Origin of the sequence: Gracilibacillus halotolerans (assembly GCF_014206945.1) — a bacterium.
Classification (GTDB): Bacteria; Bacillota; Bacilli; order Bacillales; family Amphibacillaceae; genus Gracilibacillus; species Gracilibacillus halotolerans.
Genome location: NZ_JACHON010000011.1, coordinates 46,256 through 59,407 on the forward strand (window position 1 = coordinate 46,256; position 13,152 = coordinate 59,407).

Consider the following 13,152-nt stretch of genomic DNA (forward strand, 5'->3'; position numbering starts at 1 on the left):
AATTTGGAATTCTCGCCTCTTTACTAATCTATTATCTCAATGTTTTTAATGCGCCGCTCCAAGCATTTACTTGGTTAAGCATTTCATTCACATTTTCTAAATGTAATTCTGCTGGTTTGAAAGTTTGGAAGTTTTCAAAGTCTGTGAATAAAGATAAAGTTGGGTGTACACGAACGTCGGCTACCATTAACTCACCTAAAATTCCACGTAAGTGTTCAGCTGCACGTGCACCACCTGTTGAACCATAACTTACAATCCCTGCTGCTTTGTTATTCCATGGCTCACGTACAAAATCTAGTGCATTTTTAAGAGCTGCGGAAATACTATGGTTATATTCTTGAACAACAAACACAAATCCATCTAGGCTATCAACCTTTTCATTCCATTTTGCAATTCCTGGCTCTGTACCGTCTGTCGTCCCTAATAGTGGTAGTTCGTAATCTTTAATATCTACTATCTCATAGTTAGCATCATCACGTTGGTCAGCAATCCCTTTTACCCATTGTCCTACTTGTGGACTTAAACGACCGTCACGTGTACTTCCTAATATAATACCAATATTTAATTTCTCGTTTGACATGTTGTATATCCCCCTATTATTCTATATATTTTTAACTTGCATAATTAGTATAACAAATGACTTACTTTTTGTAAGTGATAATGCTCCATATATTTTGATTTTGAAACCTTCTGAAATACCATAAATAAAGCAGTTAATACTGGATGAATTCCAATACTAACTGCTTTTTAAATTTCTATTTTATTTTGGTTTTATTACTAGATATCGATTTGGTTCTGATCCATTCGATTCCGTTTCAATTCGATTGTCTTGATGTAAAACTGTATGGATAATTTTTCGTTCAAACGATGGCATTGGATCCAATTTGACATTTTTTCTTGTCTTTATTGCTCGGTCTGCAGCTCTTTTTGCTAATTGCTCCAATGTTTCCTTACGTCGTTCTCTATATCCCTCTGCATCTACGATTACTGTAAAATATTTATCAGCATATTGATGCATCGCTAATTGAGCTAAATATTGTATAGCATTTAGGGTTTGTCCCCTCTTACCAATGAGCATAGCAATTTTTTCACCACTTAAATCATATACAACAACATTACTTTCTACTTTCGTTGAAACCTTAATCTCTTTGTCAAAGGAACTAGTGATACTTCGAATGTAGGCTTCTACTTTTTCTACAGGATCAATCTTATCAAACGCCTTCGATTCACCGATAGTTGGCTCGATAACCTCTATTTCCTTATTAACTTGTTCAGATTCTTTTGGTGCTGTTTGTTGAGAAACCTTCACAATTGCAGGCTTTGCTCCAAAAAGGCCAAAAAGACCTCTTTTTCCTTCATCAATAATTTGAATTGTCGCTTGGTCCTCTGTGATGTTTAACTGCTTTAAAGCTGATTGGACCGCATCTTGGACGGATTCGCCAGTAGCAGTTACTGTTCTCACTTTTGAGTTCCTCCCGCTTCGTTATTCATCATTGGATTTCTTACTAGTAACGTTTGAAGCACCATAAAGATGTTACCTACAACCCAGTACAAGGCTAAAGCTGATGGTAAGAATAGTGCAAAGACACCAATCATAATTGGCATGATATAAAGCATCATTGTCATTTGTGGCATCATCGGATTACTTGCTTGTTGCGTGCTCATTCCAGCCATCATAATTTTTTGCTGTAGGAACGTAAAACCAGCTGTTAAGATAGGTAGTAAATAAATTGGATCTGGTTCACCTAATACAAACCATAAGAAATCATGATTTCTTAATTCTGCTGTTCTCATAATCGCATGGTAGAAAGCAAGTAAGATTGGCATTTGTACAATGATAGGTAAACAACCAGCTATTGGATTTGCTCCAGTTTTTTGGAACAATGCCATCGTCTCTTGTTGTAGCTTCGTTTGTGTTTGCTGGTCTTTAGAACTGTATTTTTCACGTAACTTCTGCAATTCAGGTTGTATTTGCTGCATTGCTTTTGAACTTCTGATTTGTTTAATATTTAACGGCAATAATACAAAACGAATTAATAGAGTTACGATTACAATCGCTAATCCATATCCAAACTCTGCATTGAAGAATTCTGCTACTTTAACTAGTAGCCAAGAAAGTGGATATACAAAGAATGAGTTCCAAATCCCTTCACTCTCCGATGTGATATCCTGATCAATCTGTGTACAGCCTGATAGTAAAACAATGACTCCTATTAAACCTATTATAAGCAGGAGTTTTTTCTTCATTATGATCCTCCTTTAAAGAACATACCGTCTATCTATATCTAACTCAGTATTTTAGCATTTATCTCTATGTATTTACCACCATTTTTACTATATATCACAAATATTTCATTTATATAGCTCTGTTTTATAAAACAAGTGTTGCATGCTTTTTTTAATCTCGTGGTAATCCATATCTTTCACTGGGTTTCTAGCAATAATAATAATATCATAATTATCTTTGATTCGATTCTCTAAGTCAATAAAAGCTTGTCTAATATATCGCTTCACTTGATTTCTTGTTACAGCGTTGCCAATTTTCTTGCTAACGGATAATCCAACTCGAAAATGCTGTTGATCTTTTTTCTCTAAATAATAGATAACTAATTGCCTATTGGCGAAAGAAGCGCCTTTTTGGAATACAAGTTGAAATTCTTTATCTTTTTTGATTCGATAGGCTTTTTTCATAGAACATTGCGCTCCTTCAATTATATAACCGTGTTCATTCATTGTACTTACTTAACTTCTATCTATTATATTAATGAAGACAAACGTTATACATGTCTGTTTTCAAATTAAATAACGTCCGTCTTCCTATTATTTTATTCATAACTTTTAGCTCTTCCATGGAAAAAGACCACTGATAAATTCAGTGGTCTATGCGGATAATACTTTTCTGCCTTTTTTACGGCGACGAGCTAGTACTCTTCGGCCATTTTTCGTGCTCATGCGTGCACGGAATCCGTGAACCTTTTTACGTTGACGATTTTTCGGTTGAAATGTACGTTTCATTATATATGCACCTCCCTGAGGATGTAAGAAAAAGTATTGCCTTCTTCAAGGGAGATAATCCCACACGAGACATTCTACTTTTTCATCAAATTTCTAAGACATTGTTGACAGTCTCAACTATTATACTGAAAGAGTATTAGCCATGTCAACTTACATTTTGCTATGTCTTTACTATTTTTGATCTTTAACTCGTCATTCTCCCTTCATTCCTACTAAATATTTCATTTAAATAATTATTTACTCATAATATTTCTATATCATTCATATACATTCTCTTAAATCCCTATTATTAGTATCTAGCTATATCTTAGTTCTCTTATTCTGTTATAGTACACAACTGTTATACAACAAGAAGAAGTTCATCCTGTGGATAATATATTTTAATCATTCGACAATCTCCACACATACCTGACAATTTATTCACATATTCTACATATGTTTATATCTTTTCCTCACATCTTGTCGCTATTGTGGATAACTACCTAAAAATCATTGCAATTCCTGACAATGTTTGTTATTATAATTGTGTTTAACTTGTAAAGATCTTAATTCAAACTTAAGATTATCCACAGACTGTGGATATAATGTGGACAATTGCTAACATACTGTATATTTTTTTATACACATACATGTGGAAAACTTAATTTCTTAGTTTTCCTCTTTTTTATCAATAAATTGTTATCCACAGGTAAGCCTTAGAGATTATCGAGAGAGGAGGCATGAAATGGAGAACGTGCAAGAACTTTGGGAGAATATATTAATTCAAATTGAACAAAAAGTTAGTAAACCTAGTTACGATACTTGGTTTAAAGGTACAGGGATAGATCAATTACAAGAAGACACGATTGTTATCTCTGCACCGAATGCATTTATTCGGGATTGGCTTGAAAATCGCTATATTTCGTTAATAACAGAAGCTTGTTATGAATTAACTGGGGTAAAACTAAACGTCAAATTTGTTATTCCTGATTCAGAAGAAGAAACGGATAATAAAGAAATGACAACAAAGAAAAAAAGTACAATTCCTACAGCTCAAAATCAACCATCTCCGAAATCGATGCTTAATGATAAATACACATTTGAAACATTTGTCATCGGTTCAGGTAACAGGTTCGCCCATGCTGCTTCCCTAGCAGTAGCAGAAGCACCAGCAAAAGCATATAACCCTTTATTTATTTATGGTGGGGTTGGATTAGGGAAAACCCATTTAATGCATGCGATAGGTCATTATGTTCTAGAAAATGATCCTAATATGGAAGTAGTCTATTTATCTTCTGAAAAATTTACTAATGAATTTATCAATTCTATTCGTGATAACAAAGCTGTTGATTTTCGAAATAAATATCGAAATGTCGATGTGCTATTAATAGATGATATTCAATTTTTAGCTGGAAAAGAACAAACACAAGAAGAATTTTTCCATACATTTAATGCACTTCATGAAGAGAATAAGCAAATTATAATTTCTAGCGATCGTCCACCTAAAGAAATACCTACATTAGAGGACAGATTACGTTCTCGATTTGAATGGGGTTTAATTACAGATATCACCCCGCCAGATTTAGAAACAAGAATTGCTATATTAAGAAAAAAGGCAAAAGCAGAGGGACTTGATATACCTAATGAAGTAATGCTCTATATCGCCAATCAAATAGATACAAATATTAGAGAATTAGAAGGAGCTCTCATTCGAGTAGTAGCCTATTCTTCTTTGATTAATCAAGATATTGATGCGTCATTAGCAGCAGATGCTTTAAAAGATATTATTCCATCTTCAAGACCTAAAGCTATTACAATACAAGGAATACAAGAAGTGGTTGGGGAAAAATATAATGTCCGACTAGAAGAATTTGCAGCAAAGAAAAGAACAAAATCAATTGCATTCCCTCGTCAAATTGCGATGTATCTATCAAGAGAATTGACGGACTTCTCTTTACCTAAAATTGGACAAGAATTTGGTGGTCGTGATCACACAACTGTTATTCATGCCCATGATAAGATTTCTAGACTAATTAGCACGGATCAACTATTAAGTAAAGAAATTGAAGAAATTAAAGAACAAATAAAAGCAAAATAATCTGTGAACAATGTGGATAAACGTTTCATATCTGTAAACAAGTTATGAACATCTGGATAACTTCGTACGATTACAGTTAATTGAGTTATCCACATATTCACAGGGCCTATTACTATTATTACTATCTTTTATTAATAATAATTAATATATATTCCTCAAGGAGGACAATTATGAAAGTTATCATTAACCGCAATAAATTACTAGAAAGTATTCAACATGTTACAAAAGCCATTTCATCAAAAACAGCTATTCCAATTTTAGAAGGCTTGAAAATCGATGTAACAACAAATGGAATTACTTTAACAGGTAGTGATTCAGATATTACCATCCAATCATTTATTCCTGTTGAAGAAGAAGGTATCCAATACATAGATGAATTAGAACCAGGAGCTATTGTAGCTCACGCAAAGTATTTTCCAGATGTTATTCGAAAATTACCTTCAGAAACAGTGGAAATAACTGTAGATGAAAATTTACTAATGACAATAAAATCTGGCTCTGCAGAATTTGATTTAAATGGACAAACTGCAGAGGAATATCCACATGTAGCTCAAATTAAAAGTGAAGTATCTTTTGAATTACCTAATGAACTAATAAAAACGATGATTCGCCAAACTGTATTTGCTGTTTCCACTTCTGAAACGAGACCTATTTTAACTGGTGTTAATATTAAAGCTGAAAATAACTATATTCAGTTCATTGCTACAGATAGTCATAGACTTGCAACAAGTAGGATTCCAGTTGAAAAGGGTTTGGAGGAATTCCCATTTGAACAAGTAGTTGTACCTGGTAAGAGTCTTAATGAATTAAACAAAATATTAGATGATTCGGAAAAGAAAGTAGAAGTTTCAATTGCGTCTAATCAAATTGCATTTCAAACAGAGAATCTTTATTTCTTATCAAGATTATTAGACGGAAGATATCCAGAAACATCGCGACTTATTCCAGAAGAAAGTAAAACTACTATCTTAGTTAACAAGAAAAATATCCAATCAGCAGTAGATCGTGCATCTTTATTAGCAAAAGATAATCACAATAATGTTATTCGACTTGAAACGTCCCCTAATTCAAAAATTGAAGTTTCAAGTAATTCTCCTGAAATTGGTAAGGTAGAGGAAGAAGTTACTGTTGAAAATATTGAAGGAGAAGACTTAAAGATTTCTTTCAGCTCTAAATATATGTTAGATGCATTAAAAATAATGGATTCTGAACAAGTGAAAATAGAATTTACTGGAGCAATGAGACCATTTATTATTAAGCCAATGGATTCTGACGATATTCTTCAATTAATTTTACCTGTTAGAACCTATTAGTGAATTGTCCACACTGTACATGATAGGCTGTAAAAAAAATAAGTTATCCACATGTGTATAAACTTTCAGAAGGTTTATGAAATTTCATTAACCTAGATTAGATAAGCTAGAGTAATGCTTTACTATTGCGAAGTTAAAGCATTACTTTAGCCTCTTTTTAAAGAAGGCGAAGAGATAGCGGCCTTTACCAAACTTTATAATTGTTACCACATTAAAAAGTCCGGACTGAGTCAAAGGTAGTGTTTGCTTTTGTATAATTGTTCGGTTTTTTTATTCCGCGCCTATTTTAAGTGAATTTATTCTCCTAAATGGCAACTATAATTTTAAAATATCCACTCTAAACGAATAAACTTTATCGTACCCAATCCTCACTCTGCTTTTCTAATTACAAAATGTTTAGTAAAATAGATAGAAGGGCTATACTGAGAATGAATCTATAGCAAAGGGTGACGTAATTGAAAGAAGAAGTTTCCATCCAAACAGAATTTATCCGACTTGGTCAATTTATTAAATTAGCTAATATCTTTGAATCTGGTGGAATGATCAAGAGCTTCTTGCAGGAGCAAGGAGTAATTGTAAACGGAGAACATGAGACAAGACGCGGACGCAAGCTTTATCCAGGAGATGAAGTTGTTATAGAAGATGTTGGGACCTTTATCGTAACAGAATCCCAATCATTCGATTAAATTCGAAAGGAAATTTGAATGTATGTACAACAATTAACATTAGAAAACTATCGAAACTATTCACAGCTTGATATATCGTTTGACGACAAAATTAATGTGATTATCGGAGAGAATGCACAAGGAAAAACGAATTTAATGGAATCCATCTATGTTTTAGCATTCTCTAAATCGCATCGAACGTCTAAAGATAAAGAATTAATCCAATGGGACAAAAACTATGGTAAAATAGAAGGTAGAGTGCAGAAAAAAAATGCCAGCTTACCTCTAGAAATCGTTATATCAAATAAAGGGAAGAGAGCGAAAGTAAATCACCTTGAACAAAGAAGATTGAGTGATTACATTGGAGCTCTTAATATTGTCATGTTTTCACCTGAGGATCTCAGCTTGGTAAAAGGGAGTCCTCAAACTCGTAGGCGATTTATAGATATGGAAATTGGCCAAATACAGCCAATTTACCTTTATCATTTGGCTCAATATGTAAAAATACTAAAACAACGAAATCATATGCTGAAACAGCTACAATTACGTAAAACCTCAGATCATACACTTCTACACGTACTCACGGATCAATTAATTGAACATGCTAGTATTATTGTAGAACGAAGGTTTACGTTTCTTGAGCGATTAAATAAATGGGCGAATGAAATTCATATAGGGATTAGTCGTAACCTTGAGCAGCTTGAAGTTCAGTACCAGTCTAGCATTGACGTATTAAATAGTGACAGTCAGGAAAAGATTGCTGCACAATATAGTGAAACGTTTCATCAATCGATGCAAAAAGAGATTGAAAGAGGTACAACTCTCTACGGACCGCATCGGGATGATTTATTGTTTTATGTAAATGGAAAAAATGTACAAACATATGGTTCACAAGGACAACAGCGTACTACAGCATTGTCTTTAAAGCTTGCAGAGATTGAATTAATCTACAAGGAAATTGGAGAATATCCTGTTTTGTTACTTGATGATGTATTAAGTGAATTAGACGATTATCGACAATCACAGTTACTTGATACGATTGAAGGGAAAGTTCAAACCTTTGTAACGACAACAAGTGTAGACGGGATTCGGCACCATACATTAGAAAAAGCAGAAATTCTCCAAGTAGATGATGGAAAAATAGTCAACTAAAAAGTAGGGATAACATGTTTATACACGTTGGAGAAGAACATGTAATTTCTTCTGACGAGGTAATAGCAATAATTGATTATAGTTTGGTAAGTTCCTCTACCATAAATGACGAGCTTTTATTAGCCTTAGATGAGAAAGAAAATGTCATTGTTACAGATGAATCATTAACCAAATCGGTCGTATTCACAGCAGATAGAGTATATTATAGTCCACTGTCTGTTTTAACATTACGTAAAAGATCAAGTGTCCTATCGACAATTAGTAGGTTAGATGATTATACAGAGCCAATAGATGAATAACTGGTTGTGTAGCATTGCAGTGTCTAATAATAGAATGTGTAGGTGATGAAGATGACATTGGAAGAGAAAATTCACGGTGAAGGATCATACGAAGCAGATCAAATACAAGTTTTAGAAGGTTTGGAAGCCGTAAGAAAAAGACCGGGAATGTATATTGGCTCAACAAGTGAAAGAGGATTACACCATCTAGTATGGGAAATTGTTGATAATAGTATTGATGAGGCATTAGCAGGTTATTGTGACCATATTAATGTCATTATTGAAGAAGATAACAGTATTACGGTTACAGATAACGGTCGAGGAATTCCAGTCGGTATGCACGAAAAAACTGGTCGTCCAGCAGTAGAAACAATTATGACTGTATTGCATGCTGGTGGTAAGTTTGGCGGCGGCGGATACAAAGTTTCTGGAGGACTACACGGTGTAGGTGCTTCTGTAGTAAATGCGTTGTCGAAGAAGATGGAAATTTATGTCCATCGTGATGGCAAAATTTATTACATTAGTTTTGAGAGAGGTGCCGTAACAACGGAATTAAAAGAAGCGGGAGAAACGGATATAACTGGTACGCGAATCCACTTCGTTCCGGATCCAGAAATTTTCACCGAGACAACAGAATATGATTACGAAACATTAGCGAACCGTTTACGTGAGCTGGCATTTTTAAACAGAGGCCTAGGGATTACTATCACAGATAAACGCGATGATAAGGAACCTGAAAAATTTTTCTATGAAGGTGGAATTAAGTCTTTTGTAGAGCATTTAAATCGAAACAAAGAAGTTCTTCATGAACCTTTTTATGCGGATAAAGAGCAAGACGGAATCCAGGTAGAAATAGCTCTTCAGTATAATGATGGATTTACTAGCAATATTTTATCTTACGCAAATAATATCCATACTCACGAGGGTGGTACCCATGAGTCTGGATTTAAAACAGGACTAACACGTGTAATCAATGACTATGCAAGAAAGATAAATTTAATTAGAGAAAATGACCAAAACCTTACTGGTGATGATGTGCGTGAAGGTTTAACGGTTATCGTCTCAGTTAAACACCCAGATCCTCAATTTGAGGGCCAAACGAAAACGAAATTAGGAAATAGTGAAGCACGTACCATTACAGATTCTGCTTTTAGTGAATCATTCATGCAGTTTCTTATGGAAAATCCTGATACAGCAAAGATTATTGTAAATAAAGGATTAATGGCTTCAAGAGCACGAATGGCAGCGAAAAAGGCCCGTGAGTTAACGAGAAGAAAAGGCGCTTTAGAAATATCTAATCTTCCGGGTAAGCTAGCAGATTGTTCCTCTAGAGATGCAAAAATTAGTGAGCTTTATATTGTGGAGGGTGACTCTGCAGGAGGATCTGCAAAGCAAGGAAGGGATCGACATTTTCAAGCGATTCTACCGTTACGAGGGAAAATATTAAACGTTGAAAAAGCACGTTTAGATCGTATCCTATCTAACCAAGAAATTCGTTCAATGATTACAGCGTTAGGGACTGGGATAGGAGAAGAATTTGATATTACGAAGGCTCGCTATCATAAAGTTGTGATTATGACAGACGCTGATGTCGATGGAGCACATATCCGAACTCTATTATTAACGTTCTTCTTCCGGTATATGCGCCCATTAATAGAATATGGCTATATTTACATTGCACAACCACCTTTATACCAGGTGAAGCAAGGAAAGGCGATTCATTATACGTATAGTGATGAGGAATTAGATGAAATATTAGAACAACTACCAAAACAACCTAAGCCAGGTATTCAGAGATATAAAGGTTTAGGGGAAATGAACGCAGACCAGCTTTGGGATACAACGATGGATCCTGATCAACGTACATTACTACAAGTACAATTAAAGGATGCAATAGAAGCAGATAATATTTTTGATATGCTTATGGGAGATAAAGTAGAGCCTAGACGTAATTTCATTCAAGAAAATGCTGTCTATGTAAAAAATCTTGATGTTTAATAATAGAAATGCCAATGGGAAAGAAATTGATAAGAGCAACTAAGATTATCACCAGCGCCAATCTTTTGGCGCTAGTTAACTTTTATATACTAATGGTGATAGTCTCATTAGTAGGTCTTTTTCCTTCATAGGATATAGGAGGTCATAATTTATGGCGGATAGTAAACGTCCACAAGTGAAAGAAATAAGTATAGGGAAAGAAATGCGAACTTCTTTTCTCGACTATGCGATGAGTGTAATTGTTTCTCGTGCTATACCTGATGTAAGAGATGGATTAAAGCCTGTACATCGCCGAATATTATTTGCACTGAATGAGCAAGGAATGACAGCGGACAAAGCATATAAGAAATCTGCACGTATCGTTGGGGATGTAATTGGTAAGTATCACCCACATGGTGACTCTGCAGTTTATGAGGCGATGGTCCGTATGGCGCAAGATTTCAGTTTTCGCTATATGCTTGTTGATGGACATGGTAACTTTGGATCGGTTGATGGGGATCCGCCTGCTGCGATGCGTTATACCGAAGCGAGAATGTCCAAAATAGCAATGGAGCTTTTAAGGGATATTCAAAAAAATACAATCGATTATACGGATAACTACGATGGGTCGGAACGAGAACCACGTGTGCTTCCCGCACGTTTTCCTAATCTACTTGTAAACGGGGCTTCAGGTATTGCGGTTGGGATGGCAACAAATATCCCGCCACATCATTTAGGAGAAACGATTGACGCGATTCAAGCTATTGCTCGAGATCCAGAAATTACAATTACAGAGTTGATGGAAGATTATATTCAAGGCCCAGATTTTCCAACTGCAGGACTTATTTTAGGTAAAAGTGGCATCCGTCGTGCTTATGAAACTGGAAGAGGCTCAATTACCATCCGTGCAAAAACGGAAATTGAAGAGATGGCGAACGGGAAATCACGTATTCTTGTTACGGAATTACCGTATCAAGTGAACAAAGCAAAGCTTATCGAAAAGATTGCTGAGCTTGCTCGGGATAAGCGAATCGAAGGAATTACAGATTTACGAGATGAATCGGATCGTAATGGTATGCGAATTGTTATTGAATTGCGTCGTGATGCAAATGCAAATGTTTTACTAAACAATTTGTTCAAGCTAACTTCCTTACAAACATCTTTCGGTATTAATATGCTGGCATTAGTTGATGGCCAACCAAAAGTATTAAATCTTAAGCAATGTTTAGAGTACTATTTGGAGCATCAAAAGGAAGTTATTATCCGTAGAACACAATATGAACTAGAAAAAGCAGAAGCACGTGCTCATATTTTAGAGGGTTTACGTATTGCTTTAGATCATATTGATGCGATTATTCAGTTAATTCGCCAATCTCAAACAACAGAGATAGCTAGACAGGGCTTAATGTCTGAGTTTAAACTCTCAGAAAAACAAGCACAAGCAATTCTCGATATGCGTTTGCAACGTTTAACAGGACTAGAAAGAGAAAAGATTGAAGAAGAGTACAATGAACTAATCGCTCATATCGAAGAATTAAAAGCTATCTTGAGTGATGAAGGTAAGATTTTAGAGATTATAAACGATGAATTATCGGAAATTAAAGAACGTTTTAGCGATGAAAGACGTACTGAAATCGTTGCAGGTGGTGTAGACTTCATCGAGGATGAGGATCTTATCCCTGAAGAGAATATTGTCATTTCACTCACTCATAAAGGTTATGTAAAACGTCTTCCAGCTTCTACGTATCGCTCGCAAAGACGTGGTGGAAGAGGAATACAAGGTATGGGGACAAATGAAGATGACTTCGTAGAACATCTAATATCCTGTTCTACGCATGATACGGTATTATTCTTCTCTAACAAAGGGAAAGTATACCGAGCAAAAGGGTATGAGGTGCCAGAATTTAATCGTACAGCAAAAGGGATACCGATTATTAATATGCTTGAAATTGATAAAGGTGAGTGGATCAACGCCATTATCCCTGTAAGTGAGTACCAGGAAGATTGGTATTTATTCTTTACAACAAAGCGTGGTATTGCGAAACGTACGTCATTAGCTCAATTTGCTAATATTCGAAGAGGAGGATTAATTGCGCTTCATTTACGTGAAGACGATGAATTAATCTCTGTACGATTGACGAATGGTTCCAAACACATACTCATGGGTACTAGAAACGGATACGCTATTCGTTTTGAAGAGCATGAAATAAGAGCAATGGGTCGAACTGCGGCAGGAGTAAAAGGTATTTCTTTACGTGATGATGATGAAGTAGTATCAATGGAAATAATTGAAGAAAATGATTATGTATTGAATGTTACCGAGAATGGTTATGGTAAACAAACTCCAATTGATGAATACCGTATTACGAGAAGAGGCGGAAAAGGTATCTTTACTTGTAATATAACGGATAAAACAGGGAAAGTAGTTGCCTTAAAGACGGTAGCAGGTGAAGAAGATATTATGATTATGACCGTAGCAGGTGTATTGATCAGAATGGCTGTTAAAGATATTTCCGTAACGGGTAGAAATACACAAGGTGTAAGACTCATTCGCTTACAAGATGATGAGTTTGTAGCAACTGTAGCCAAAGTAGAAGCGGAAGAAGAAGTAGAAGCAGATGTAGAGAGCAATGTAGAGGAAACAATGGGAGAAGAAGAGTCATCAGAAAAATAAA

12 protein-coding genes are annotated in these 13,152 nt (G+C 35.2%); 7 read left to right on the top strand and 5 right to left on the bottom strand.

Going from position 1 to position 13,152, the window contains the following annotated elements; all coding sequences use genetic code 11:
• Nucleotides 1-31 precede the first annotated feature (31 nt).
• The 5 genes from GGQ92_RS10845 to rpmH all read right to left on the bottom strand — a co-directional run bounded on the left by GGQ92_RS10845 (nt 32) and on the right by rpmH (nt 3,015).
• Nucleotides 32-580 (bottom strand): NADPH-dependent FMN reductase, encoded by a 549-nt coding sequence (locus GGQ92_RS10845; RefSeq protein ID WP_184248464.1) that lies wholly within the window; start codon nt 578-580, stop codon nt 32-34.
• A gap of 180 nt (nt 581-760) precedes the next feature.
• Nucleotides 761-1,462: an RNA-binding cell elongation regulator Jag/EloR gene (gene jag, locus GGQ92_RS10850; RefSeq protein ID WP_184248467.1), complete on the bottom strand. Its 702-nt coding sequence runs from the start codon at nt 1,460-1,462 to the stop codon at nt 761-763.
• A complete protein-coding gene (spoIIIJ, locus tag GGQ92_RS10855) occupies nt 1,459-2,247 on the bottom strand; it encodes a YidC family membrane integrase SpoIIIJ (protein ID WP_184248470.1) in 789 nt (262 codons plus the stop codon). Before spoIIIJ ends, jag begins: the two co-directional genes overlap by 4 nt.
• 105 nt (nt 2,248-2,352) lie before the next feature.
• Nucleotides 2,353-2,691, bottom strand: coding sequence for a ribonuclease P protein component (gene rnpA / locus GGQ92_RS10860; RefSeq protein ID WP_184248473.1), 339 nt, complete (start codon nt 2,689-2,691; stop codon nt 2,353-2,355).
• A gap of 189 nt (nt 2,692-2,880) precedes the next feature.
• Nucleotides 2,881-3,015 (bottom strand): 50S ribosomal protein L34, encoded by a 135-nt coding sequence (gene rpmH / locus GGQ92_RS10865; RefSeq protein WP_184248476.1) that lies wholly within the window; start codon nt 3,013-3,015, stop codon nt 2,881-2,883.
• 724 nt (nt 3,016-3,739) lie between these two features.
• Between rpmH and dnaA the strand changes: the two genes are divergently transcribed.
• The 7 genes from dnaA to gyrA all read left to right on the top strand — a co-directional run bounded on the left by dnaA (nt 3,740) and on the right by gyrA (nt 13,151).
• Nucleotides 3,740-5,092, top strand: coding sequence for a chromosomal replication initiator protein DnaA (gene dnaA / locus GGQ92_RS10870; protein ID WP_184248479.1), 1,353 nt, complete (start codon nt 3,740-3,742; stop codon nt 5,090-5,092).
• A gap of 170 nt (nt 5,093-5,262) precedes the next feature.
• The gene (gene dnaN / locus GGQ92_RS10875; RefSeq protein ID WP_184248481.1) at nt 5,263-6,405 is read left to right on the top strand and encodes a DNA polymerase III subunit beta; all 1,143 of its coding nucleotides are present in this window, start codon (nt 5,263-5,265) and stop codon (nt 6,403-6,405) included.
• Nucleotides 6,406-6,860: 455 nt separating this feature from the next.
• Nucleotides 6,861-7,091: a S4 domain-containing protein YaaA gene (yaaA, locus tag GGQ92_RS10880; RefSeq protein WP_184248483.1), complete on the top strand. Its 231-nt coding sequence runs from the start codon at nt 6,861-6,863 to the stop codon at nt 7,089-7,091.
• A gap of 18 nt (nt 7,092-7,109) precedes the next feature.
• Complete coding sequence (recF, locus tag GGQ92_RS10885) at nt 7,110-8,222, top strand: DNA replication/repair protein RecF (protein WP_184248486.1); 1,113 nt, start codon at nt 7,110-7,112, stop codon at nt 8,220-8,222.
• Between the two features lie 14 nt (nt 8,223-8,236).
• The gene (gene remB / locus GGQ92_RS10890; protein WP_184248489.1) at nt 8,237-8,521 is read left to right on the top strand and encodes an extracellular matrix regulator RemB; all 285 of its coding nucleotides are present in this window, start codon (nt 8,237-8,239) and stop codon (nt 8,519-8,521) included.
• A gap of 51 nt (nt 8,522-8,572) precedes the next feature.
• Nucleotides 8,573-10,498, top strand: coding sequence for a DNA topoisomerase (ATP-hydrolyzing) subunit B (gyrB, locus tag GGQ92_RS10895; RefSeq protein ID WP_184248574.1), 1,926 nt, complete (start codon nt 8,573-8,575; stop codon nt 10,496-10,498).
• A gap of 151 nt (nt 10,499-10,649) precedes the next feature.
• Nucleotides 10,650-13,151, top strand: a complete 2,502-nt coding sequence (gene gyrA / locus GGQ92_RS10900) for a DNA gyrase subunit A (protein WP_184248492.1) — start codon at nt 10,650-10,652, stop codon at nt 13,149-13,151.
• Nucleotide 13,152 lies beyond the last annotated feature (1 nt).